This window comes from Roseivivax sp. THAF30, assembly GCF_009363575.1.
In the GTDB taxonomy this organism is placed as follows: domain Bacteria; phylum Pseudomonadota; class Alphaproteobacteria; order Rhodobacterales; family Rhodobacteraceae; genus Roseivivax; species Roseivivax halotolerans.
In genome coordinates this window covers 3598118-3621036 of sequence record NZ_CP045389.1, presented here as the reverse complement: position 1 = coordinate 3621036, position 22919 = coordinate 3598118, and the positions used below count along the sequence as shown (strand labels likewise).

23 protein-coding genes are annotated in these 22919 nt (G+C 63.6%); 17 read left to right on the top strand and 6 right to left on the bottom strand.

Annotation, left to right across the window (positions count from 1 at the left end):
* Positions 1 to 19: 19 nt before the first annotated feature.
* Both FIU91_RS17550 and dapD read right to left on the bottom strand, forming a co-directional pair.
* Positions 20 to 1069: a sodium:calcium antiporter gene (locus FIU91_RS17550; protein ID WP_093009010.1), complete on the bottom strand. Its 1050-nt coding sequence runs from the start codon at positions 1067 to 1069 to the stop codon at positions 20 to 22.
* Positions 1070 to 1136: 67 nt separating this feature from the next.
* A complete protein-coding gene (dapD, locus tag FIU91_RS17545) occupies positions 1137 to 1964 on the bottom strand; it encodes a 2,3,4,5-tetrahydropyridine-2,6-dicarboxylate N-succinyltransferase (protein ID WP_152463451.1) in 828 nt (275 codons plus the stop codon).
* A 145-nt stretch (positions 1965 to 2109) separates the two neighbouring features.
* On the opposite strand from dapD, the gene FIU91_RS17540 reads away from it, so the two are divergent.
* Positions 2110 to 2952 carry a TIGR00730 family Rossman fold protein gene (locus FIU91_RS17540; protein WP_152463450.1) on the top strand — a complete coding sequence of 281 codons (843 nt, stop codon included), beginning with the start codon at positions 2110 to 2112 and terminating at the stop codon, positions 2950 to 2952.
* 90 nt (positions 2953 to 3042) lie between these two features.
* Positions 3043 to 4065: an aspartate-semialdehyde dehydrogenase gene (locus tag FIU91_RS17535; RefSeq protein ID WP_152463449.1), complete on the top strand. Its 1023-nt coding sequence runs from the start codon at positions 3043 to 3045 to the stop codon at positions 4063 to 4065.
* On the opposite strand, the gene FIU91_RS17530 is transcribed toward FIU91_RS17535, so the two are convergent.
* Complete coding sequence (locus FIU91_RS17530) at positions 4062 to 4556, bottom strand: hypothetical protein (RefSeq protein WP_152463448.1); 495 nt, start codon at positions 4554 to 4556, stop codon at positions 4062 to 4064. The two genes, FIU91_RS17535 and FIU91_RS17530, sit on opposite strands and share 4 nt — an antisense overlap.
* 138 nt (positions 4557 to 4694) lie before the next feature.
* Between FIU91_RS17530 and FIU91_RS17525 the strand changes: the two genes are divergently transcribed.
* Positions 4695 to 5015, top strand: a complete 321-nt coding sequence (locus FIU91_RS17525) for a hypothetical protein (protein ID WP_093009006.1) — start codon at positions 4695 to 4697, stop codon at positions 5013 to 5015.
* A gap of 3 nt (positions 5016 to 5018) precedes the next feature.
* Here FIU91_RS17525 and FIU91_RS17520 read toward each other — a convergent pair whose 3' ends face one another.
* Positions 5019 to 5672, bottom strand: coding sequence for a carbonic anhydrase (locus tag FIU91_RS17520; RefSeq protein WP_093009005.1), 654 nt, complete (start codon positions 5670 to 5672; stop codon positions 5019 to 5021).
* 148 nt (positions 5673 to 5820) lie between these two features.
* Here FIU91_RS17520 and FIU91_RS17515 point away from each other — a divergent pair, with 148 nt between their 5' ends.
* The 4 genes from FIU91_RS17515 to speB all read left to right on the top strand — a co-directional run bounded on the left by FIU91_RS17515 (position 5821) and on the right by speB (position 9448).
* The gene (locus FIU91_RS17515; RefSeq protein WP_152463447.1) at positions 5821 to 6201 is read left to right on the top strand and encodes a hypothetical protein; all 381 of its coding nucleotides are present in this window, start codon (positions 5821 to 5823) and stop codon (positions 6199 to 6201) included.
* 72 nt (positions 6202 to 6273) lie between these two features.
* Complete coding sequence (locus tag FIU91_RS17510) at positions 6274 to 7659, top strand: M17 family metallopeptidase (RefSeq protein WP_152463446.1); 1386 nt, start codon at positions 6274 to 6276, stop codon at positions 7657 to 7659.
* Positions 7656 to 8498 carry a C40 family peptidase gene (locus FIU91_RS17505; protein ID WP_254701996.1) on the top strand — a complete coding sequence of 281 codons (843 nt, stop codon included), beginning with the start codon at positions 7656 to 7658 and terminating at the stop codon, positions 8496 to 8498. The genes FIU91_RS17510 and FIU91_RS17505 overlap by 4 nt, the downstream gene beginning before the upstream one ends.
* Entirely contained in the window at positions 8495 to 9448 is a 954-nt protein-coding gene (gene speB / locus FIU91_RS17500; RefSeq protein WP_152463445.1) for an agmatinase, read from the top strand. Before FIU91_RS17505 ends, speB begins: the two co-directional genes overlap by 4 nt.
* 101 nt (positions 9449 to 9549) lie before the next feature.
* Here speB and FIU91_RS17495 read toward each other — a convergent pair whose 3' ends face one another.
* On the bottom strand, positions 9550 to 9891 hold the full coding sequence (locus tag FIU91_RS17495; protein ID WP_093009001.1) for a DUF2794 domain-containing protein: 342 nt from the start codon (positions 9889 to 9891) through the stop codon (positions 9550 to 9552).
* A 48-nt stretch (positions 9892 to 9939) separates the two neighbouring features.
* Positions 9940 to 10596, bottom strand: a complete 657-nt coding sequence (locus FIU91_RS17490) for a histidine phosphatase family protein (protein WP_152463444.1) — start codon at positions 10594 to 10596, stop codon at positions 9940 to 9942.
* 210 nt (positions 10597 to 10806) lie between these two features.
* Between FIU91_RS17490 and fdhF the strand changes: the two genes are divergently transcribed.
* The 10 genes from fdhF (at position 10807) to FIU91_RS17440 (ending at position 22787) form a co-directional block, all read left to right on the top strand.
* On the top strand, positions 10807 to 13593 hold the full coding sequence (fdhF, locus tag FIU91_RS17485; RefSeq protein WP_152463443.1) for a formate dehydrogenase subunit alpha: 2787 nt from the start codon (positions 10807 to 10809) through the stop codon (positions 13591 to 13593).
* A gap of 93 nt (positions 13594 to 13686) precedes the next feature.
* Positions 13687 to 14109 carry a DUF2383 domain-containing protein gene (locus FIU91_RS17480; RefSeq protein WP_172975042.1) on the top strand — a complete coding sequence of 141 codons (423 nt, stop codon included), beginning with the start codon at positions 13687 to 13689 and terminating at the stop codon, positions 14107 to 14109.
* Positions 14110 to 14276: 167 nt separating this feature from the next.
* Entirely contained in the window at positions 14277 to 16241 is a 1965-nt protein-coding gene (locus tag FIU91_RS17475) for an AMP-binding protein (RefSeq protein ID WP_152463783.1), read from the top strand.
* A gap of 106 nt (positions 16242 to 16347) precedes the next feature.
* The gene (locus FIU91_RS17470) at positions 16348 to 17103 is read left to right on the top strand and encodes an ABC transporter ATP-binding protein (RefSeq protein WP_254702119.1); all 756 of its coding nucleotides are present in this window, start codon (positions 16348 to 16350) and stop codon (positions 17101 to 17103) included.
* A 112-nt stretch (positions 17104 to 17215) separates the two neighbouring features.
* A complete protein-coding gene (locus FIU91_RS17465) occupies positions 17216 to 18169 on the top strand; it encodes a branched-chain amino acid ABC transporter permease (RefSeq protein WP_093008995.1) in 954 nt (317 codons plus the stop codon).
* A 102-nt stretch (positions 18170 to 18271) separates the two neighbouring features.
* Complete coding sequence (locus FIU91_RS17460; RefSeq protein WP_152463440.1) at positions 18272 to 18589, top strand: hypothetical protein; 318 nt, start codon at positions 18272 to 18274, stop codon at positions 18587 to 18589.
* A gap of 91 nt (positions 18590 to 18680) precedes the next feature.
* The gene (locus FIU91_RS17455) at positions 18681 to 19757 is read left to right on the top strand and encodes a branched-chain amino acid ABC transporter permease (RefSeq protein ID WP_152463439.1); all 1077 of its coding nucleotides are present in this window, start codon (positions 18681 to 18683) and stop codon (positions 19755 to 19757) included.
* A gap of 57 nt (positions 19758 to 19814) precedes the next feature.
* On the top strand, positions 19815 to 21113 hold the full coding sequence (locus FIU91_RS17450; RefSeq protein WP_152463438.1) for an ABC transporter substrate-binding protein: 1299 nt from the start codon (positions 19815 to 19817) through the stop codon (positions 21111 to 21113).
* 82 nt (positions 21114 to 21195) lie between these two features.
* On the top strand, positions 21196 to 21960 hold the full coding sequence (locus tag FIU91_RS17445) for a heparin lyase I family protein (RefSeq protein WP_152463437.1): 765 nt from the start codon (positions 21196 to 21198) through the stop codon (positions 21958 to 21960).
* Positions 21961 to 21962: 2 nt separating this feature from the next.
* Positions 21963 to 22787, top strand: coding sequence for an ABC transporter ATP-binding protein (locus FIU91_RS17440; protein ID WP_152463436.1), 825 nt, complete (start codon positions 21963 to 21965; stop codon positions 22785 to 22787).
* Positions 22788 to 22919 lie beyond the last annotated feature (132 nt).

Below are 22919 nucleotides of genomic sequence, written 5' to 3'. Positions count from 1 at the left end.
GCTGCCTGAAGGGGAAATGTCAGCTTGCGCTCGGGGTTCCGCGTCCGAAAATCTCTGTCACAAGCGCGGTGAGATAGATGCCCATCAACAGAACGCTCTCGATCCCGATGCGGCCCGGGCCCTCGCGCTGGCGCAGGATGAGCCCGCCCAGAAGAACCGCCGTCATCAGAAGCCCGGTGCCGAGCCAGTAGATGTCGTTGGCCTGAGTCGCGTGATAGAGCGATCCGTCTCGGTAGGCGACGTCGGCCGCCACGAGGAAAAGCGTGTCGAACGTGTTCCCGCCGATGATGCCGCCCACCGCGAGCTGAAGTGCGCCCCGGCGTACGGCGACGAGCGTCGTGACGAATTCGGGCAGCGATGTCACCACGGCGGTGATGAGTGCGCCTACGAGGCTCGACGACAGAGAGAAACGCTCGATGAAGACAGAACCCGTCTGGCTGATGACCCAGCCGCCGGCCCCCATGATCGCGACGAGGCCGATGAAGCTCATCGCGGGCTTCTTGACGGATTTCTGCGGCTCTTCGCTGTCCTCGGGTTCGTCCTTGCGCGTATCCGACGTTCGAACGGGCCGCCACATCGGGTCTTCCCTGACGATCGAGGACAGCCGCACACCGAAGAGGTAGGCGAGGAACAGGGCGATCGAGATCGGGTGGACGCCGAAATAGGCCATCTCCGGTCCGGAGATCGCAAGCAGCGGCATGCTCAGAAGGATGATCAGCATCACCGCCTGGAAGAGGTTCGCGGGCTCGGCCGCGGCATGTTCGAGATTGGCGCGCTTGTGCAGAAGATCGGCAATCGCGAGGAATAGCGTTTGCGCCGCGATCCCGCCCACGGCGTTCGAGAAGGCGTAGGATCCGTCGCCCGACCAGGCCGCGTTGACCGAAACCACGACGCCCGCAAGCGATGTCGCCGCGCCAAGAATGAGGCCGCCGGCCATCGCCTCGCCGATCTGCGTGCGGTCGGCGATGATGTCCGCAAGCCGTGTTGCGCGGATCGAGGCGAGCACGACAGCCGTCGCCGCTACGGCGAAAACGGCGAATAAAAGCGTACTCGGAAGATCGGAAATCATGAAAAAGGGCCCTGTCGTTCAATCCCTAACGACAGAGCCCTGTTTTGGTTTCACTGGCGCGTGAAGATCAGTCGCGCAAAAGCTCGTTGATCCCGACTTTCGAGCGCGTCTGCTCGTCCACGCGCTTCACGATCACGGCGCAATAGAGGTTGAGGTTGTTCTTCGTGGGCATGGAGCCCGAGACGACGACCGAATAGGGCGGCACCTCGCCCATGAAGACCTCGCCGGTCTCGCGATCGACGATCTTGGTGGACTTGCCGATATAGACGCCCATGCCGAGGACCGCGCCCTCGCGGATGATGCAGCCTTCCACCACCTCGGAGCGTGCGCCGATGAAGCAATTGTCTTCGATGATCGTGGGGCCGGCCTGCATCGGCTCCAGAACGCCGCCAATGCCGACGCCGCCCGAGAGATGCACGTTCTTGCCGATCTGCGCGCAGGAGCCGACCGTAGCCCAGGTATCGACCATCGTGCCTTCATCGACATAAGCGCCAAGGTTGACGAAGGACGGCATCAGGACGACGCCGGGCGCGATATAGGCCGATTTGCGAACGACCGCGTTCGGTACCGCGCGAAAGCCCGCGGCGCGCCACTGGTTGTCACCCCAGCCTTTGAACTTGCTGTCGACTTTGTCCCACCAGCCGCCGCCTTGCGGGCCACCGGGATGAATTTCCATATCCTTGATACGGAAGCCCAGAAGGACCGCTTTCTTGGCCCATTGGTTCACGTGCCAATCGCCGTTGTCCTGCCGCTCTGCGACACGCAGCTCGCCCGAATCGAGCGCGTTCAGCGTATCCTCGATGGCCTCGCGGGTCTCGCCGCCGGTGGCGGGGGTGATATTGGCGCGGTCCTCCCACGCGGACTCGATAGCGGTTTCGAGCTTCGCGATATCCATGGCGCTGGTCCCTTCGATTGATCCGGTCTGTCGGCAGCCCTCTTAGCCTGCCTTTCCGCAGCGGAAAAGCACCCCTGTTTCGCATCCGCTGGCAGCTTCGGCGAAAGCGGGCTAGGTCACGGGCGTGATGATCGAGAGAGGCTCCATGAAGGACCAGCGCAAGACCCCGTTTCGCGATGCCGGACGCGACCGCAAGACCGCGAGCGAGGTGCCCGACACGCCGCAAACGCGCTCGCCGTCCTATCGGCTTGCCTTCAATGACGACGAGTTCCTGCTGCGTTCGGAGCTGCGCCCGGTGCGTCTGCAGCTGGAGCTGCTCAAGCCCGAGCTGATGCTGGACGAGGCCGGGATCGAGACCACGGTCGTTCTTTTCGGCGGGGCGCGCATCCCGGAGCCCGAGAAAAAAGACAAGGCGCGCACGAAGACGCTGGCGGACCTGTCGCAGTATTACGATGAGGCGCGGAAATTCGCGCGAGTTCTGACGGAGTATTCGCTGAAGGAATACGGCGGCTCCGACGTGATCGTCACGGGTGGGGGCCCTGGCGTGATGGAAGCGGGCAACCGGGGCGCGGAAGAGGCCGGCGGGCGCTCCATCGGCCTCAACATCGTTCTGCCGCACGAGCAGGCGCCGAACGAATACGTCACGCCCGAGCTCGCCTTCAACTTCCACTACTTCGCGATCCGCAAGATGCATTTCCTGATGCGGGCGCGGGCGATCTGCGTCTTTCCGGGCGGCTTCGGAACGCTCGACGAGCTTTTCGAGGCGCTGACGCTGATTCAGACGGGACGCATGAACCGCGTGCCGGTCCTGCTTTTCGGCGAAGCGTTCTGGCGCAGCATCGTGAACTGGGAAGTGCTGGCCGATGCAGGCACGATCGGGGCCAAGGATCTGGAGCTTTTCCGCTTCGTGGAGACCGCCGACGAGGCCCTCGAGGAGATCGCGAAATGGCCCGTGGAGCCCGCGCGAGATCGCATTCCGGACCGCTAAGCCCCTTTCCGTCTGCATCGGGCTGCATTAGGTAGCGCGTCAAGCCAGCGCCGGGGCAGACGCCGCCGGAGCCAAAGCAAGGAGTTTGACATGGGCTACAAGGTCGTCGTCGTGGGCGCCACGGGCAACGTGGGCCGCGAAATGCTGAACATCCTCGAGGAGCGTGCCTTCCCGGTCGACGAGATCGCCGCGCTCGCGTCGCGCCGCTCGCTCGGCACCGAGGTGTCTTTCGGTGACAAGACGCTGAAGACTCAGGATCTCGACGCGTTCGATTTCACCGGATGGGATATCGCGCTTTTCGCTATCGGTTCGGACGCGACGAAGAAATACGCGCCGGTCGCCGCAAAGGCGGGCTGCATCGTGATCGACAACTCGTCGCTCTATCGCTACGACCCGGACGTGCCACTCGTCGTTCCGGAAGTGAACCCCGAAGCAGTCGAGGGCTATTCCAAGAAGAACATCATCGCTAACCCGAACTGTTCGACCGCGCAGATGGTCGTGGCGCTGAAGCCGCTGCATGACCGCGCGAAGATCAAACGCGTGGTCGTCTCGACCTACCAGTCGGTGTCGGGCTCCGGCAAAGACGGCATGGACGAGCTCTGGGACCAGACCAAGGCGGTCTACAACCCGACCGACGAGGTCGCGCCGAAGGTTTACCCCAAGCAGATCGCCTTCAACGTAATCCCGCATATCGACGTCTTCCTCGAGGACGGCTCGACGAAGGAAGAATGGAAGATGGTCGCCGAGACCAAGAAGATCGTGGACAGCTCGATCAAGGTCACCGCGACCTGCGTGCGTGTTCCGGTCTTCGTGGGCCACGCCGAAGCGATCAACATCGAGACCGAGGAGTTTCTCGACGAGGACGAGGCCCGCGACATCCTGCGCGAAGCTCCGGGGATCATGGTCGTCGACAAGCGCGAAGACGGCGGCTACGTCACGCCGGTCGAATGCGTCGGTGACTTCGCCACCTTCATCAGCCGGATCCGTCAGGATTCGACCATTGAGAACGGTCTGAACTTCTGGTGCGTCTCCGACAACCTGCGAAAGGGCGCGGCGCTCAACGCTGTGCAGATCGCCGAGACGCTGGGCAACCGGGTGTTGAAGAAGGTCTAAAGCTCTTCGATCAAGTCGAAATCATCGTCGTCGCCGTCATCGGGACAGCCCGGTGGCGGCGATGTCGTTTTCAGCCAGCGGTCGACGAGATGCCGGTGGGCATGGCCTGGAAACGGCGCACCGTAACGGCGCATGAGCGCGCCGTAGCTGTGCCCAAGCTCGGACGCTTTGCAAAGGCGCGTGCCCTCGGGATGAGCGTGCAGCGCGAGCCCGCCGCCTGCTTCGCGCAAGGCATACCCCTTGGCGGCAAGGCGGGCATTGAGGTCGGGCCACGAGGCGGCGCAGGCGAAGTCATGTGCGAGGCGGACCCGCAAAGGGCGGGGGAGCTGCTCTTCCGCCCGGTTGGGCGTTTGCGCGGGGGCGAAACGACGTCTCAGATCGGCGTCGACGAGGCGCCGCACGTATTCGCCCATCGTGATATCGGACGCATGGGCCGCGCGTTCCGCCGCCTCCTGCATCGCCCCGCTCATCCTGATCTGCACCGGTCTCATGCCGCTATCTGATACGCGCAGAGTTAACACATCGTAACCAAACGGACACAGGCCGCGAAAATGGTCCGGTTCGGCCCTATTGTGCCGCGCATTGTCTGTCATGCTCCTGTTACAGGCAGGAAAATGCGGGACAAACCCATGCAGGCTTCTTTTCAGACACCCGATACGGATACCTCGATACCGGGCAGGCTCGATTGCGAGACGGCGGCGCTCGTCCGCGGATTTCTCGGACCGATCTTCGCGCGGGCACAGAGCTGGCCCGAGCTTTGTTCGACGCTGGATGCACGCGGCTACGCGCTCGAGTTTCGAGATGGACGGCTCGTCGTCATCTCGCGCGATTTCGCCGGGCCGCTCTGCACCGGGCGCGATCTCGGCCATCCGTTGAGCGAACTGGCGGCCCGCCTCGGGCGGCCGCAGCTCAAACTGGCGCAAGGCGGCCGGAAGGGCTGGCTCGCCTGACGCTCAGACGGGCCCGAATTCCCGTGTGCCGGGATCGAAATACTGGAGCCCACCCTCGCCGATATCGGTCCAGAGGCCGTGCAGCGACAGCTCTTCGCTTTCGACCGCCTCGCGAACAAAGGGGAAGGTCATCAGGTTCTCGAGGCTGACGAGAACCGCCTCTTTCTCAAGGGCGCTTGTCGCTGCCTCCTCGCTGAGGCCGCGCTCGCTGACCCTGTCGAAACCGGGGCGCAGCAGGTCCATCCAGCGTCCGACGAAGCTCGATTTTTCCTCGAGCGCCGGGGCTTTGCCCGAGCACATGTCGTAGCATCCCTTCACTCCGCCGCAGCTCGAATGGCCCAGCACGATCAGGTGCGAGACCTTGAGCGCGGTCACCGCGTATTCGACCGCTGCCGAGGTGCCGTGCTGGTTGCCGTCCGGCTCATAGGGGGGAACGAGGTTCGCGATGTTGCGGTGGATGAAGAACTCGCCCTGGTCAGCGCCGAAGATCGAAGTGACATGCACCCGGCTGTCGCAGCAGGAAATGACCATTGCCCGCGGGCGCTGGCCTTCGCTCGCAAGGCGGCGATACCATGCGCTGTTCTCGGCATAGGTCGTGGCTTTCCAGCCGTGATACCGGGTCACCAGGTAGCCGGGAAGCGGGCGCGCGTGGTTCATGATGGGCTCCGTCCTTGATCGCTTCTCCGTCGATAGTCGCCATTTTCCTGAAATTCGAGGGGAAAAGCTGGGCAGCGTGAACCTTTCAGGAAGGGAGCCTGGGCAAACTGCCCGTCGGGTGAATGGTGGTGTCCAGGGAGGTGGCGGAATGATGTCCGTTCTGGTTTTCGCGGATGAGGAAGAGGTGCGCCTCGATTTCGACGTGCTCTCGCGGTTCTGTTCGGCGTGCGAGCCGGCCCATGTCGAAGAAGCCTTGTGTCGAGCGATGGAGGCGCTGGCTCGGGAACTCGCCCTTGCCGAGGCGGGCTGGCGATCAAACGATGCACACGCCTGCGTGGCGGCCTTGGTCAAAGTGAAACGACTCGCGATCGCCCTCGGGATGACCGTATTGGCGCGATGCGCCTGGGATTGTCGCATCTGCCTGTCGCGCGGCGATGTTGCCGCGACTGCCGCGACCATCGCCCGCCTCATGCGTCTCGGGGAGACGTCTCTCTACGCGCTCTGGACGGGCGAGGCTGCAGACGCCTGATCGTCAGAACGGCCTTGCTGCCGATGTGGCAACAGGTAGGCTCGGGCGATATTCTGACAGATAGAGGATCTGATGCCGCTCCGTTTTGCACCCGACAGCGCCGAGGCGCTGGATCTGCACATCATCGAACAAGGCGGCGCCTACGCCTGGGCAGAAGCATATCCCGACCATGTCCGCGCCTGGATCGACGCCAGCGGCTTCGACGGCGCTATCGGGGACAGCCTTCTCGTGCCGGCTGCGGATGGTCGGCCCATGGCCGCGCTTGCGGGCTTCGGAACGCCGGGAACACGCCGCAGGCAGCGATTCGTGCTGGCAAGTGTTGCGCCGCGTTTTGCGGGCCTGACCTTGCGCGTGGCTTCAGGACTGCCTGAGGATCGAGCCGAGATCGAGGCGCTGGGCTGGCTCCTCGCGGGCTACGGCTTTTCTCGCTATCGCGATCAGTCTCCAAAGGTGGGCGCTCTTTGCGCGCCGGATGGTGTGGATGCCGCGCGGGTCGAGACACTTGCCGAGGCCGAAGCGCTGACCCGCGATCTCATCAACACGCCCGCGGCCGATATGGGGCCCGAGGCGCTGGAGGCGGCGACGCGCAGGCTGGCGGAAAAATTCGGTGCGAGCTTGGATGCCACGACCGGCGAGGCTCTGCTGGAGAAGAACTTTCCAATGATCCACGCCGTCGGCCGTGCCGCCGCTCAAGCGCCCCGCCTTCTCGATCTGCGCTGGGGCGAGACGGGACCGACGCTCACGCTCGTCGGCAAGGGCGTCTGTTTCGATACCGGCGGGCTCAACCTCAAGCCCGGAAGCTCGATGGGTTTGATGAAGAAGGACATGGGCGGGGCGGCGAACGTGCTCGGCCTCGCGCAGGCGATCATGGCGCTTGGCCTCAAGGTGCGGTTGCGGGTTCTGATCCCGGCCGTCGAGAATTCCGTCTCGTCCGAAAGCTTCCGGCCGCAGGACATCCTGACATCGCGCAAGGGGCTGACCGTGGAGATCAACAATACCGATGCCGAGGGCCGGCTCGTACTGGCCGATGCGCTTGCGCTGGCCGACGAGGAGCGACCCGACCTGATGATTTCGATGGCGACACTGACCGGTGCGGCACGGGTCGCGGCAGGCCCGGATCTTGCGCCGTTCTTCGCGACCGAACCGGGCATCGCCGACGCGCTGGGACGGGCAGCTGGCCCGGCCGCGGACCCCGTATGGCAGATGCCGTTCCATGAGCCCTACGAGACAATGATCGAGCCCGGCATTGCCGATCTCGACAACGCCCCCTCTGGCGGCTTCGCCGGGGCGATCACGGCGGCGCTGTTCCTGCGACGCTTCGTGACCGACACGCCGCGCTACGCGCATTTCGACATCTTCGGATGGCAGCCTTCGGCGGCGCCGGGCCGGTCGAAGGGCGGGTTGGGGCAGGGGCCGCGCGCCATTCTGGGCGCCCTGCCGGAGCTTCTGGACCTGTGAGCCGAGATCGCCGCCTCACCCCTGCGAACGGGCGTGTCGCACTCTCGTCGCTGGCCGGCCAGGTCGAGGCGGAGCGGTTCGTCGAAGGTGTGACGCGGCGTATCTCTGTGCCGGTGGCCGACCTTTGCGCCGCGCCGGACGGGCCGCGCGACCGGCAACTCCTTCTGGGGGCCGAAGCCTTGATCCTGGAAGAGCGGGGCGGATGGACCTTTCTGCAATCCCGCGCGGACGGCTATACCGGCTATGTGCGGAGCGATGCGCTGTCGGACGGGGCCGAGCCCACGCATCGTGTCTCGGCGCGAGCCACGCATGTCTATCCGCGCCCCGACATGAAGTCGCCGGAACGGCTTGCGCTCAGCATGGGCGCGATGCTGTGCGCCGCAGGCACGTCGGGCAACTTCACCGAGACCTCGATCGGGTTCGTACCGAGCCAGCATCTCGCACCTCTGGCAGACCGCGCGCCCGATCCCGTCGCGGTCGCGGAGGCGTTGGTCGGAACACCCTATCTCTGGGGCGGGAATTCCAGCTTCGGGATCGACTGCTCGGGTCTTGTGCAGATCGCGCTGCGCGCGTGCGGTGCCGACTGTCCCGGCGACAGCGATCTGCAGGAGGCGGTGTTCGCCAGCCTCGCCGCGCCGGACGGCCGCAGACGTGGTGATCTCTTGTTCTGGAAGGGGCATGTTGGCTGGATTGCAGGCCCGGACCTGCTCCTGCACGCCAACGCATATCACATGGCAGTTGCCTACGAAGATCTGGATACCGCCATTCGCCGGATTACGGCGCAAGGCGATGGTCCGGTCACCTCGCATGTCCGACCGAACACACCGGAGGCCCCATGAGCGAAGACACTTTTTTCCAACCGGTATCCGGTTTCGAGCTGCCACGTTTTGCGGGCGTCCCGACTTTCATGCGGCTGCCGCACGTACCGCCGGGCCATCCACGATTTTCCGAGGTGCAGATCGGGCTTGTCGGCGTGCCCTGGGACAGCGGCACAACAAACCGGCCCGGCCCCCGGCATGGGCCGCGACAGCTGCGCGACGCGTCGACGATGATCCGGGCCCAGCACCCGGTAACCGGGCTGCGTCCTTTCGAAGCCGCGCGCTGCGCCGATCTTGGCGATGTCGGGCCGAATCCTGCCGATATCCAGGACTCTCTCGAGCGGATCGCGGCGTTCTACAGCGATCTGCGAGCTGCAGGCATCCGCCCGATGACGGCCGGCGGCGACCACCTCACCTCGCTGCCGATCTTGCGTGCGCTCGCGAAGGATGCACCGCTCGGCATGGTGCATTTCGACAGCCATACCGATCTCTATCGCTCCTATTTCGGCGGAACGATGTACACGCATGGAACCCCCTTTCGCCGCGCGGTGGAGGAGGGGCTGCTCGATCCGCGCCGTGTCGTCATGATCGGGATCCGCGGAACGGCCTATGACACCGAGGATCGCGATTTCGCCAAGAGCGTCGGCATCCGCGTGATCCCGATCGAGGAGTTTCATGATCGCGGCGTTGCGGACGTTATGGCCGAAGCCCGCGCGATCGCAGGCACGGGCGAAACCTATGTCAGCTACGACATCGATTTCGTCGATCCGACCTTCGCGCCGGGCACGGGCACGCCAGAGGTCGGAGGCCCGAATTCGTTTCAGGCGCTCCAGGTCTGCCGAGAGTTGGCTGGGCTGAACATCGTCGGAGCGGACATGGTCGAGGTCTCCCCGCCGTTCGATGCGTCCGGCGGGACGGCGTTTCTCGGCGTCTCGATCATGTTCGAGTTACTTTGTGCGATGCTCGCGTAGATTTTTCGGGATCGGGTGTTCGAATAAACCGATCTTAAACCGTATATAGATAACGATCTTAGATAAGATCGTTATCTTGGTATAAAGCGTTCCGTCACAGCTCATTCAACCGCGCGGATCAGCTTGCGTTCCAGAACGCGCAGCACCGCTTTAAGGTCGTGACCCCGCTTCAGGATTTGCCCGTCCATCCCGACCACCGCATACATGCCTTGGCGATTACGCAGTTTCGGGCGTTTCTCGATACGGTAAAGCGGTTGCTCCGCGCTCCGCCGGAAGATCGAGAAGATTGCGACATCGCGCAGGCTGGAAATCCCGTAATCACGCCACTCCCCGGCGGCGACCATCCGTCCGTAGAGCGACAGGATCTGGTTCAGCTCGATACGATGGAACATCACCTCTTCGGTGATCTCGGGGCGGCCTGGAAAGGGCGTCAGCGAGTTCATGAGATGAATCTGCGGACGCGGCGGCCGGAAATCAAGACTTTTGCGGAGTCAGAGATGTGTGCGTGACGTGCGGCGCTCGCGCGGCTCAAGATGCGGGCAGGCGTTGAACTGCGCCAGGGCCAGCCCGGATGGCAGTACCTGGAGCCGGTGAATGGAGGTGTTCTCGATCGACAGGCAGAGGTGCGCGAAGGCGCGGATATCGAGCCTGAGCGCCACGCGGAGCGCCATGCCGATCACCCCGCCGGATGTCACAGCCACGACCGGGCTTTTGCCCTGGCTGAGCTCGGCCAGCATATCGGCGATCCGCGCCTCGAACGCGGCGAAGGTCTCTGGTGCGCCTTCGATCTCGCCCCGTTCCCATGCTGCGAACATCGCGGGCAGGTGCTCGAGGAATGCGGGACGGTCGATCGGCATCGGCACGCCGTGCTCGACTTCGAAGGCTTGCGCCATCGTGAAGTATTCCAGCTCGTTGAGCCGTGGATCCTGGACGGGCGCCGCTTCGGCTACACCCATTTCCTCGAGCGTCTCGACCTGCCGGTTCAGCGTGCCCGAGACCGCCTGGGCGAACCGTTCGCCACCTTCGCGCAAATGCGCGCCGAGCCACCGCGCTTGCTCGCGCCCAAGCGGGCTGAGCCGGTCGTAGCTCGCCTCGTCACGGGCTGCGGAATTCGCCTGGCCGTGCCGAACCAGCAGGATATGGGTCATGACCAGGGCCCCTCGAACATGTGCAGGTCCGCTTACCGCAGGCGTCCCGCGGGGGGAACCGGCGCCGTGCGCTTTTTCACCGAAGGGCTTGTGCCGTCGCCTTTCGGAAACCCGCGCGGCGCAAAATCCGGCCAAGGCGTCGGAATTGGTCGCGGCGGAAAGCGGTGATCCCGGCTATGACCGGGCGCAAGAGAGTGCGAGAGGTCCGCCATGTCCGATACGATCCGTTTCACGCTGGACGGCGAGAGCGTCGAAGTGCCCCAGGGCACCACGATCTGGGAGGCCGCGCATGGCCGGGGCCTCGTTATCCCGCATCTTTGCCACAGGCCCGAGCCCGGCTATCGCCCCGACGGCAATTGCCGCGCCTGCATGGTCGAGGTGGAGGGTGAGCGCAATCTTGTCGCCTCCTGCATCCGAGAGGCAAGGGAGGGCATGGACGTCCGGACCGACACGGCGCGTGCCAGCTCCGCCCGCAAGCTCGTTGTCGAAATGCTGATGGCTGACCAGCCCGAGCGTGACGTGGCGCATGACCGCTCCTCGCATTTCTGGAAGATGGCTGACGCCGCCGGTGTCAGCGAGAGCCGCTTCCCGACGATGGAAGCCGACCGCATCCCGCTTCTGGACGACAGCCATGTCGCCATGCGGGTGAACCTCGATGCCTGCATCCAATGCAATCTCTGCGTCCGCGCCTGCCGCGACGTGCAGGTGAACGACGTGTTGGGGATGGCCGACCGGGGCCATGATGCCTTTCCGGTGTTCGACCAAGACGATCCGATGGGCGCCTCGACCTGCGTTGCTTGCGGCGAGTGCGTTCAGGCCTGCCCGACTGGCGCTTTGATGCCCGCGACCGTGCTCAACGACGCGCAGGAAGGCGACAGCGCCGATTTCGACGAGGAGGTCACCTCGGTCTGCCCGTTCTGCGGCGTGGGCTGCCAGGTCTCGCTCAAGATCAAGGACGGCAAGGTGCGCGATGTCGAGGGCATCAACGGGCCTGCGAACGAAGGGCGGCTTTGCGTGAAGGGCCGGTTCGGTTTCGACTACATCCAGCACCCGCACCGGCTGACGAAGCCGCTGATCCGCCGTGAGGATGCGCCGGACACGGGGCTCAACGTCGATCCGGGCAACCCCTGGACGCATTTCCGGGAGGCCACCTGGGAGGAGGCGCTCGACAAGGCGGGACAGGGTCTTGCCGATATCCGCTCCTATTTCGGCGGGCGCGCCGTGGCGGGCTTCGGGTCCGCGAAATGCACGAACGAAGAGGCCTATCTCTTTCAGAAGTTCATCCGCCAGGGCTTCAAGCACAACAATGTCGATCACTGCACGCGGCTCTGTCACGCCTCCTCTGTCGCGGCGCTGATGGAAAATGTCGGCTCGGGCGCGGTCACGGCAAGCTTCAACGAGATCGAGAATGCCGAGGTGGCCATCGTCATCGGCGCCAACCCGACCGAGAACCACCCAGTCGCCGCGACTTATTTCAAGCAATTCGCCAAGCGCGGCGGCAAGCTGATCGTCATCGACCCGCGCCTGCAGAACGGTCTGAAGCGGCACGCGGCGTTCAACCTGCAATTCCGCCCCGGCACCGATGTCGCGCTTCTCAACGCGATGGCGCATGTGATCGTCGAAGAAAAGCTCTACGACCGGCAATACATCGAAGGCTTTACCGAGGGCTTCTTCGAGTTCCGCGACCATATCCGCGCCTTCCCGCCCGAGAAGATGGCCGACATTTGCGGCATCGACGCCGAGACGATCCGCGCGGTGGCGCGCGAGTTCGCCCGCGCCCGGACCGGCATGATCTTCTGGGGCATGGGGGTCTCGCAGCACATCCACGGCACCGACAATTCGCGCTGCCTGATCTCGCTTGCTTTGCTGTGCGGCCATGTCGGCCGCCCCGGCACGGGCCTGCATCCGCTGCGCGGCCAGAACAACGTGCAGGGCGCGTCGGATTCAGGCCTGATTCCGCAGGTCATGCCCGATTACCAGAGCGTTACGGACAAAGACGTGCGCGAGCTTTTCCGCCATATCTGGCGCGGCACGCCGATCGACGAAACGCCGGGCCTGACCGTCGTGGAGATCATGGACCGCGTCTATCGCGGCGAGATCCGTGGCATGTATGTGCTCGGTGAGAACCCCGCCATGTCGGACCCGGATGTCGAACATGCGCGCCGCGCGCTCGCCAATCTCGATCACCTCGTCGTCCAGGACATCTTCCTGACCGAAACGGCGATGTTTGCCGACGTGATCCTGCCTGCCTCGGCGCTCTATGAGAAGACGGGCACCGTCACCAATACCAACCGTACGGTCCAGGTCGTGCGGCAAGCGGTGCAGCCGCCCGGCGAGGCGCGGCAGGATTGGGAGATCCTCGTGCAGCTTGCGCGCCGCGTCGGACTTGACTGGGATTACGACGATCCGCGCGAGATTTTCGACGAGATGAAGATGTCGATGCGGTCGCTGCACCACATCACCTGGAAGCGGCTCGAGACGGAAGGTGCGGTCACCTATCCCTGCCTCGGCCCCGACGATCCGGGCCAGTCGGTCGTCTTCGGCGACGGCTTCCCGCGCCGTGCGGGCCGGGCGCAGTTCACGCCCGCGCGCGTCACCCCACCTGCGGAAAGCCCTGATACCGATTATCCGATGATTCTCATCACCGGGCGGCAACTCGAGCATTGGCACACCGGCTCCATGACGCGGCGCTCGCTCACGCTCGATACGGTGGAGCCCGAGGCGACGTGTTCGCTGCATCCCTCGACGCTCCGCAAGCTCGGGGTAGCGGCGGGTGGCTACGTGCGGCTCACGACGCGGCGGGGCAGTATCTCGATCATGGCGCGCGAGGATCGCAACGTCGCGCCGGGCACGGCGTTCATGCCCTTCGCCTTCGTGGAATCTGCGGCGAACGCGCTGACAAACCCGCAGCTCGACCCGTTCGGGAAGATCCCGGAATTCAAGTATTCCGCGGTCCGGATCGAGGCGGATACGGAAGATCAGGTCGCTGCGGAATAAACCGAAGCGGCGGGCCTTCGCCGGCCCGCCTCAGCGCTGGGAACCGCGCTTCGTGCCCAACGGTTGTCACGGCATCCCAAGGAGATGCCGATCATGGCCGACAATGCGATAGACACACTTCAGGACGCCCTGACCCTCACCGTCGATGCCGAGGCTGGCTACGAGACGATGGTCTCGCGCGCCGAGCCCGAGTTCCGACATGTGGCGGTGCGGTTTCGCGAAGCGCACAACAAGCACGCCGATCAACTCGCCGCGATCATCACCGCGCATGGCGGGGAGCCGGATCGGGATGGCGGCGTCTTCTCGATGGTCAATCGCGCGGTGGTCTCGCTCCGCTCAGCCTTCGACGAGATCGATGCGAACGTGATGAAGCAGGTCGCCGATGGCGAGGAGCATATCATCGAGGCACTTGGAAAGGCTGGTGATTCGCTGCCCGAAGGCCGCGATCTGGCCGAGGTCCGCGCGATGCAGGCCGAGCTGCGCGATCTGCTTAACGACGCTCCCGGCCAGCATTAATTTAATACCCGTTCAATTTTTTTCATCCTGAGACCACGTGACCCTTGACCGAAGGGGCCGCGCCGGACCTAATGATCCCAAGCCAGAGGAGGGACGGGCGCTCAGCGACCGTCTTGGCACAGAGGCCCGGCCACGGGTCCAAGGGAGGATTTGGTTTGACCGAGACGATGGAGGGCGCAGCCGGGCTGCGTTCGATTCCGGCTCTGTTGCGGCGCAATGCGACCACGTTCGCATCGCGTCCCGCCTATCGCGAGAAAGAGTTCGGCATCTGGCAAAGCTGGAGTTGGTCGGAGGCCGAGGCCGAGATCGAGGCCCTCGCGCTCGGGCTGATCGAGATGGGCGTTGCCAAGGGTGACTTCATCGCGATCATCGGGCGAAACCGACCCTATCTCTACTGGTCGATGGTTGCCGCACAAAGCGTCGGGGCCATCCCGGTGCCGCTGTACCAGGACGCGGTTGCCGAAGAGATGGCCTACGTGCTCGATCATTGCGGCGCGAAGCTGGTCATCGCGAGCGACCAGGAGCAGGTCGACAAGGTCATCGAGATCCAGGACCGGCTGCCGGACTTCGAGCGCATGATCTACCTCGATGCGCGGGGCCTTCGAAAATACGATCATTCGGCGCTCACGTCCTTCGAAAACGTGCAGAAAGCGGGCCGCGAGGCGAAGGACAGGCTGGGCGCTGAGCTCGAGGCGCGGCGCACGTCGCTCGGCTACGATGATACCTGCGTCATGCTCTATACCTCGGGCACGACCGGCAAGCCCAAGGGCGTGGTCCTGTCGAACCGCAACATCATCGAGACCGCGAAGGCCTCCTGCCAGTTCGACGCTCTCAGCGAACATGAGGAGGTGCTGGCCTACCTGCCGATGGCCTGGGTCGGCGATTTCATCTTCTCTATCGGTCAGGCCTATTGGGCCGGGTTCTGCGTGAACTGCCCCGAGAGCCCGGACACGATGATGACCGATCTGCGGGAAATTGCGCCGACCTATTATTTCGCACCGCCACGGGTCTTCGAGACGCAGCTGACGCAGATCATGATCCGCATGGAGGATTCGGGGAGGCTGAAGCAGCGGATCTTCCACTACTTCATGAACCACGCGCGGCGCGTCGGTCCGAAGATCCTCGATGGAGAAAGCGTCAGCGCGGGCGACCGGCTCAAATATCGTCTCGGCGAGTTCATGATCTACGGGCCGCTCAAGAACGCGCTGGGCTTCAGCCGGGTGCGGGTGGGATACACCGCCGGCGAGGCGATCGGACCTGAGATCTTCGATTTCTACCGCGCGCTCGGGATCAACCTGAAACAGCTCTACGGCCAGACCGAAGCCTCGGTCTTCATCACGCAACAGCCCGATGGCGAGGTGCGATCGGACACGGTGGGCGTGCCGTCTCCGGGTGTCGAGCTGCGCATCGCGGAGAACGGCGAGGTCTTCTACCGCTCGCCGGGCACGTTCGTGGAGTATTACAAGAACGCCGAGTCGACGAAGGACACCAAGGATCCCGAGGGCTGGGTTGCGACGGGCGATGCGGGCTTCATCGAGGAAGACACCGGGCATCTGCGGATCATCGACCGCGCCAAGGATGTGGGCAAGATGGCGGACGGCTCGCTCTTCGCGCCGAAATACGTGGAGAACAAGCTCAAGTTCTACCCCAACATCCTCGAAGCTGTCGTGTTCGGCGCAGGCCGCGACCGCTGCGTCGCCTTCATCAACATCGACCTGACGGCCGTGGGCAACTGGGCGGAGCGCAACAACATCGCCTATGCCTCCTACCAGGAGCTCGCCCAGAACAAGCAGGTTCTCGACATGATCCAGGATCACGTCGAGGAGACGAACGCCAGCGTCGCTGAGGACGACATGCTGTCGGGCTGCCAGATTCATCGCTTCTTCGTCTTGCACAAGGAGCTCGACGCCGATGACGGCGAGCTGACCCGCACGCGGAAAGTGCGCCGCAAGATCATTGCCGAGAAGTTCGAGGATCTCGTCGAGGGCCTCTATAGCGGTGAGGACAGCGTCTATACCGAGACCGAAGTGACCTACGAGGACGGGCGCAAGGGTAAGATCAAGGCGACGCTCTTCGCGCGCTCGCCGAAGGTCGTGCCGGTGGCATCGCAGGTCCGGGAGGCGGCGGAATGAGGCATCTCATCACGCCCGTGCGGGCATTCTTCGGCAGGGGAGCGGAGCTGTGAAGGACACCGAAGGTTATATCACCGCCGACGGACGGCAGATCGGCGGCGTCCTGATGGAGATGAAGAACATCACCCTGCGCTTCGGCGGCGTGGTGGCGATCAACGACATCTCCTTCGACATCCGCGAGGGCGAGATCCGCGCGATCATCGGGCCGAACGGCGCTGGCAAATCCTCAATGCTCAACATCATCTCGGGCTTCTATACGCCGACCGAGGGCGAGGTCTTCTACAAGGGCGAGATCCGCCCGCAGATGAAGCCCTACGAGGTTGCCCGGATGGGCGTTGCGCGCACCTTCCAGAACATCGCGCTCTTCGAGGGGATGACGGTGCTCGACAACGTGATGACGGGGCGTCTCACTCACATGAATGCCGGGCTCTTTTCCCAGGCGCTCTGGTGGGGCCGCGCGCGCGACGAGGAAATGGACAACCGCGAACACGCGGAGCGGGTGATCGACTTCCTCGAGATCCAGAACATCCGCAAGACGCCGGTGGGCCGACTGCCCTATGGCCTCAAGAAGCGGGTGGAGCTGGCCCGCGCGCTTGCCGCCGAGCCGTCGCTGCTGCTGCTCGACGAGCCGATGGCGGGCATGAATGTCGAGGAGAAGGAGGACATGTCCCGCTTCATCCTCGACGTGAACGATGAATTCGGCACCACGATCGCGCTGATCGAGCACGACATGGGCGTCGTGATGGACCTGTCGGACCGCGTCGTGGTGATGGATTACGGCAAGAAGATCGGCGATGGCACGCCGGACGAGGTGCGCGGCAACCAGGCGGTGATCGACGCCTATCTCGGGGTGGCGCATTGAGCCGGAGCGCCGCGTGCCGCGGCGCCGGGGCTCTGCCCCGGACCCCGCGGTATTTTCGCCAACCCAAAGAACAGGATCCCGCGGGATCCAAGGGCAGGATGAAGGACGCTAAATGCTTTACGACTACCTGATCGCCCCCTTCGTGGACATGGCCGCCGCGCCGGACTTCCTGTTGCAGGTGCTCTGGGAGGGGCTCGTCTCGGGCATCCTCTATGCGCTGATCGCGCTTGGCTTCGTGCTGATCTTTCGCTCGAGCCGGATCTTCAACTTCGCGCAGGGCATCATGGTGGTCTTCGCCGCGCTGACCTTGGTGGGACTTCACGCGATGGGGATCCCGGCGTGGATCAGCGTCGGCCTCACGCTGGCGGTGATGTTCGTGCTGGCGGTCACGATCGAACGGGTCGTGCTGCGCCCGCTTGTCGGCCAGCCCGACATCATCCTCTTCATGGCGACGATCGGGATCACCCTCTTCCTGATCGGCTTCGGGGAGATCATCTTCGGCGGCGAGAACAAGGTGATGATCTCCGACGAGTTGGGTATCCCGACGGGCGATACGGTGCTGGAGCCGTTCGGCGGGCTTTTGATCCTGCAGCATCTCGACATCACCGTCGTCGTCGTGGCGACGCTGCTGGTCGCGGCGCTTCTGGCATTTCTCAACTACACGCAGATGGGTCGGGCGATCCGCGCGCTTGGCGACGACCACCAGGCGGCGCTGTCGGTCGGGATTTCGCTTCAGACGATCTGGGTTCTGGTATGGTTCATCGCAGGCATTATCGCGCTCGTGACCGGCATTGCCTGGGGCGCGCGGGCGGGCGTGTCCTTCGCGCTCGAGGTGATCGCCTACAAGGCGCTGCCCGTTCTGATGCTGGGCGGGCTGGAGAGCATCACCGGCGCGATCGTGGGCGGTCTGATGATCGGGATGCTGGAAAAGCTTTTCGAGATCTACTGGGGCCAGCCCTTCCTCGGCGGCAACACCGAGACCTGGTTCGCCTTCGTGCTCGCGCTGATCGTGCTTCTCTTCCGGCCCCAGGGGCTCTTCGGGGAAAGGATCATCGAGCGTGTTTAGCGTGCATCGGGCCACATATTCCGCTCAGCAGGCCGTTGACCCGGCGGCCGCTCCGCGCGCTGATACAGAGGCGCAGTGCGGCTTTGGGCCTGAGGGTGCGGGATGGACAACGACAAAAAGCCAGGCCGGAATTCTGATCGCGCCGAAGTCCTGTCCTATCTCAAGGCGGGTACCTGGTACTGGATCCTGTGCGGCGTTGCCGGTCTCTGGGCTGCAGCCTTCCTGGCCTATGCGATCGCGCTTCTCATCGACTGGGGCGCTGACGACTGGCGGCTGCACGATGGGTTCGGAAAGGTCATCGGGATCGTTTTTGTCCTCATGCTCGCAGCGGCCGGCACGGCCGTCTCGGTCTGGGCCTATCTCGTCGCGGTGCCGCCGCGTGCATCGCGAGAGGATCGCAGGGCGGACCGGGTCGACTGAGCCCGCCAGCCAGTTCTTTCTTATACTTCACTCACCATCCTTGCGCTCCGGGCTTTCGGCCCGGATGCGGCAGGCCGTCTGAGGATCCGATATGCTCTACCGCACCGCTGGCCAGTTCAAGACAAGCTATACCGCCGACCAAGCGCTGTTCCCGGTCCGCCAGGATGCGGTGCTTCTGGGTGTGATCCTGCTCTTTGCCTACGTGATCTTCCCGCTGACCGCGTCCGAGTTCGCCTACCAGACGTTGCTGATCCCGATCCTGATCTACGCGCTGGCGGCGATGGGTCTCAATATCCTGACGGGGTATGCTGGTCAGCTATCTCTCGGTACGGGCGCGTTCATGGGTGTCGGAGCCTACGCCTGTTACAAGCTCATCACGATCTTTCCGTGGATGAACCCGGTTGTCGCGATCCTTCTGTCGGGGGTGTTTTCTGCCGGCGTCGGGGTGGTGTTCGGTATCCCCTCGCTTCGGATCAAGGGATTCTACCTCGCCATCGCGACGCTGGCCGCACAGTTCTTCCTGGTCTGGCTCTTCGAGAAATGGGCTTGGCTATACAATTACAACGCGTCAGGCGCGATCCAGGTGCCGAACCTCGAGATGTTCGGCGTCTATGTCTCGGGTCCGCAGGCCGGGAGCATGACGCAATACTATCTCGTTCTCGGGATCGTCACGCTGATGACGCTGCTCTGCATCAACCTCACGCGCGGGAACCTGGGGCGGACGTGGAAAGCGACGCGCGACATGGACATCGCGGCGGAGCTCATCGGCATCAACCTGATGAAATCGAAGCTGATCGCCTTCGCGGTCTCGTCTTATGTCGTCGGCGTCGCGGGCGCGCTCTACGTCTTCATGTGGAAGGGCGCGGCTGAGCCGAATGTCTTCGACATCCCGCTCAGCTTCCAGGTTCTGTTCATCGCGATCATCGGCGGGCTCGGTTCGATCCTCGGGAACTACCTGGGCGCCATCCTGATCGTCGGGCTGCCGGTGGTTTTGAACCTCGTGCCCGCGGCCGTTGGACTATCGATCTCTTCGGCGACGGTGGAGCATCTCAACGTCATGATCGTCGGCGGGCTCATCATCTTCTTTCTGATCGTGGAGCCGCATGGCCTCGCGCAACTTTGGCGTCTCATTCGTGAGAAGCTCATCATCTGGCCGTTCCCGCATTGAGACCGGCCCAAAGGCAATAACCTGACGAACAGGGACATCACCCAAGGGAGGAAAGACATGAAACACTTTAGCAAAACGGCCGCGGCCGCCGTGCTGGGCCTCGGCCTCGGTACCGCTGCCGTCGCACAGGAACTCTACGTACCAAACCTTGCCTACCGGACCGGCCCCTTCGCCGCGACCGGCATTCCGCTGATGAACGGGCAGGCCGACTATTTCACCATGCTCAACGAGCGCGATGGTGGCATTGGCGGCGTTCCGGTCAATGCGGCCGAATGCGAGACCGGCTATTCGACCGAGAAGGGTGTCGAATGCTACGAGAAGGTGAAGAGCGATGCGCTCGTCACCCAGCCCTGGTCGACCGGCATCACGCTTCAGGTTCTGCCCAAGACCAACGTGGACGAGATCCCGATCCTCGCGCCGGGCTACGGCTTCTCGCCGATGGCGGACGGCACGGTATTCCAGTGGGCCTTCAACATGCCCGCCGGTTACTGGGACGCGGCCTCCATGATCGTCCAGCACATGGAGAGCGAAGGTGATCTCGACGGCAAGAAGGTCGCGTTCCTGCATCTCGATCACCCGTTCGGCAAGGAGCCGCTTCCGATCCTCGAGAAACTCGCGGGCGAGAAGGGCTTCGAGTTGCTGCCGATCCCGGTCGGCCTGAAGGAGATGCAGAACCAGTCGGCGCAGTGGTTGCAAATCCGCCGCGAGCGTCCCGATTACGTCGTGATGTGGGGATGGGGTGCGATGAACGCCGGCGCCATCACCGAAGCGGTGAAGACGAAGTACCCGATGGAGAACTTCATCGGCGTCTGGTGGGCCGGTCACGATGCGGACCTGCGTCTCGTCGGTGAGGACGGCGCGGGCTACAAGTCGATTTCCTGGTCCTTCCCGAACGCCGATGCGCCCGTGATGCTGGACATCCAGGAACTCGTGATCGATGCGGGCCTGTCCGAAACCAATCCCGAAGAGGCGTCCGGCGTGTTCTACTCCCGCGGCGTCGTCATCTCTGCGATCCTAGGCGAGGCGATCCGCACCGCCCAGGAAGAGTATGGCACGGCCGAGATCAGCGCGCCGCAGCTGCGTTGGGGCCTCGAGAACATCAACATGACCGAAGAGCGGATCACCGAGCTCGGTCTTGACGGGATGGTGCCGCCGTTCTCCACCTCCTGCGCCAATCATACCGGCCATTCAGGCGGCTGGATGCTGGAGTGGGACGGTGAGAAGTTCATCAAGGCGTCCGACCTCATGACCGCCAACCAGGATGACTACCAGGACCTGATTGCGGAGAAGGCCCAGGAATACGCGTCCTCCAACGCGCCTTGGCCGACGAACGAGGAATGCTCGGCCACGAACTGAGCCTGACGAACGCCGGCGGCGGCGCGGATATGCCGCCGCCGGTTTTCCACGCCTTTCGGACCTGCCATCGGGTTTTCACTTCATGCGTTTTCTCGTCTTTGCAGCTCTCGTTCTTGCCCTGACCGGCTTCGCTCAGGACGCCGCCGCGCAGCGCAGCCTGTCGACCGGCGGGCAGATGGAAATCCAGTCGCCGAAGAAGCCCCACAGCTATGCGAGGGTCAATTTCAGCGACGGCACCAGCGGCGAGCGGTTTTCCTTGAAGGCGGGGGATTGCGTGAAGAACAACAACGATTGCCGCGACGACCGCGAAAGGGTCGAGTTCTTCGACAAGCGGCAATCTATCCGGCCGGGCGATGAGCATTGGTATGCCTGGTCCTTCTACCTGCCGCCCGAAGCATTTCCGCGTCTCTCTGGCGCAGGTCCGGCCTATACGTTCGGTCAGGTACATCAGCGCGGAAGCAGCGGTCCGGAAATCCTGTTTCAGTTGTTTTCCGGCGGGTTCTTCGTGAACCTTTCGAACCCCTACCGTCTCGACGACGACCCGATGAACCCGATCGGCCCGTATCGACAGGTCCGTATCGCGCGCCAAAGCGATCTGACCAATCGTTGGACGCGCATTACGCTGCAGGCGAGATGGTCGCGAAATGAGGATGGGTTCATCAATGTCTGGATGAACGGCAGGCCGGTCTGGTCCTATACCGGCGCGACCACGAACGCCGACGATCCTTTGTATTTCAAATACGGTCTCTACCGGTCTTTCGTTTCCCGCTGTGGAGGACCGTGTCCCGATGCCACCGTCTTCTACCGAAATGTCCGCCAGGGACGCACGCAAGCCGAGGTACAATAGCCATGCTCGACGCCGCGAAAACCGACGAGGCCCTTCTCGAGGTCAACAACGTCGAGGTCATCTACAACCATGTCATCCTCGTCCTCAAAGGCGTGTCGCTTACGGTGAAAAAGGGCGGCATCACAGCGCTTCTGGGCGGCAACGGTGCGGGCAAGACGACGACGCTCAAGGCGATCTCGAACCTTCTGCACTCCGAGCGCGGGGAAGTGACCAAGGGCTCGATCCTCTACAAGGGCGAGCGCGTGCAGCATCTCGATCCTTCCGCGCTGGTAAAGCGCGGGGTGATCCAGGTCATGGAAGGCCGGCACTGCTTCGAGCACCTGACAGTCGAAGAGAACCTTCGCACCGGCGCCTATACCCGCAAGGACGGGAAGGCTGCGATCGAGGCGGATCTCGAGATGGTCTATTCCTATTTCCCGCGCCTCAAGGAGCGCCGCAAAAGCCAGGCGGGCTATACCTCGGGCGGCGAGCAACAGATGTGCGCGATCGGCCGGGCGCTGATGTCCCGACCCGAGACGATCCTTCTCGACGAGCCCTCGATGGGCCTGGCGCCGCAGCTGGTGGAGCAGATCTTCGAGATCGTGAAAGCGGTGAACGAAGGCGAGGGCGTGTCCTTTCTGCTTGCGGAGCAGAACACGAACGTCGCGCTGCGCTATGCCCATACCGGCTACATCCTGGAATCAGGGCGCGTCGTGATGGAAGGCTCCGCCGATGGGCTTCGGGAGAACCCGGACGTGAAGGAATTCTATCTGGGTATGTCGGATGAGGGGCGGCGGTCCTTCCGCGATGTGCGCTCCTACCGCCGTCGGAAGCGCTGGCTGGCATAGATCGTTGCGAGGCAAGTTCCACTCACAAATACGTAAAAAGGCGGCATATTTTTTTTGAAAGAGGGGGAACGTAACAAATCTCCAAAAGTTGGTGGGCTAGCGTTGCACTAGTGACGTAAGACGAAGGAGATT

Bases quoted from the DNA above. Each gene is read 5' to 3' on its own strand.
- speB (WP_152463445.1), top strand. From the start codon at position 8,495: ATGAGCGAAGACACTTTTTTCCAACCGGTATCCGGTTTCGAGCTGCCA.
- FIU91_RS17495 (WP_093009001.1), bottom strand. From the start codon at position 9,891: ATGAACTCGCTGACGCCCTTTCCAGGCCGCCCCGAGATCACCGAAGAG.
- FIU91_RS17470 (WP_254702119.1), top strand. From the start codon at position 16,348: ATGGAGATGAAGAACATCACCCTGCGCTTCGGCGGCGTGGTGGCGATC.
- fdhF (WP_152463443.1), top strand. From the start codon at position 10,807: ATGTCCGATACGATCCGTTTCACGCTGGACGGCGAGAGCGTCGAAGTG.
- FIU91_RS17515 (WP_152463447.1), top strand. From the start codon at position 5,821: ATGATGTCCGTTCTGGTTTTCGCGGATGAGGAAGAGGTGCGCCTCGAT.
- FIU91_RS17440 (WP_152463436.1), top strand. From the start codon at position 21,963: ATGCTCGACGCCGCGAAAACCGACGAGGCCCTTCTCGAGGTCAACAAC.
- FIU91_RS17450 (WP_152463438.1), top strand. From the start codon at position 19,815: ATGAAACACTTTAGCAAAACGGCCGCGGCCGCCGTGCTGGGCCTCGGC.
- FIU91_RS17525 (WP_093009006.1), top strand. From the start codon at position 4,695: ATGCAGGCTTCTTTTCAGACACCCGATACGGATACCTCGATACCGGGC.
- FIU91_RS17550 (WP_093009010.1), bottom strand. From the start codon at position 1,069: ATGATTTCCGATCTTCCGAGTACGCTTTTATTCGCCGTTTTCGCCGTA.
- FIU91_RS17535 (WP_152463449.1), top strand. From the start codon at position 3,043: ATGGGCTACAAGGTCGTCGTCGTGGGCGCCACGGGCAACGTGGGCCGC.
- FIU91_RS17520 (WP_093009005.1), bottom strand. From the start codon at position 5,672: ATGAACCACGCGCGCCCGCTTCCCGGCTACCTGGTGACCCGGTATCAC.
- FIU91_RS17490 (WP_152463444.1), bottom strand. From the start codon at position 10,596: ATGACCCATATCCTGCTGGTTCGGCACGGCCAGGCGAATTCCGCAGCC.
- FIU91_RS17475 (WP_152463783.1), top strand. From the start codon at position 14,277: ATGGAGGGCGCAGCCGGGCTGCGTTCGATTCCGGCTCTGTTGCGGCGC.
- FIU91_RS17445 (WP_152463437.1), top strand. From the start codon at position 21,196: ATGCGTTTTCTCGTCTTTGCAGCTCTCGTTCTTGCCCTGACCGGCTTC.
- dapD (WP_152463451.1), bottom strand. From the start codon at position 1,964: ATGGATATCGCGAAGCTCGAAACCGCTATCGAGTCCGCGTGGGAGGAC.
- FIU91_RS17480 (WP_172975042.1), top strand. From the start codon at position 13,687: ATGGCCGACAATGCGATAGACACACTTCAGGACGCCCTGACCCTCACC.
- FIU91_RS17455 (WP_152463439.1), top strand. From the start codon at position 18,681: ATGCTCTACCGCACCGCTGGCCAGTTCAAGACAAGCTATACCGCCGAC.
- FIU91_RS17530 (WP_152463448.1), bottom strand. From the start codon at position 4,556: ATGAGACCGGTGCAGATCAGGATGAGCGGGGCGATGCAGGAGGCGGCG.
- FIU91_RS17540 (WP_152463450.1), top strand. From the start codon at position 2,110: ATGAAGGACCAGCGCAAGACCCCGTTTCGCGATGCCGGACGCGACCGC.
- FIU91_RS17465 (WP_093008995.1), top strand. From the start codon at position 17,216: ATGCTTTACGACTACCTGATCGCCCCCTTCGTGGACATGGCCGCCGCG.
- FIU91_RS17460 (WP_152463440.1), top strand. From the start codon at position 18,272: ATGGACAACGACAAAAAGCCAGGCCGGAATTCTGATCGCGCCGAAGTC.
- FIU91_RS17510 (WP_152463446.1), top strand. From the start codon at position 6,274: ATGCCGCTCCGTTTTGCACCCGACAGCGCCGAGGCGCTGGATCTGCAC.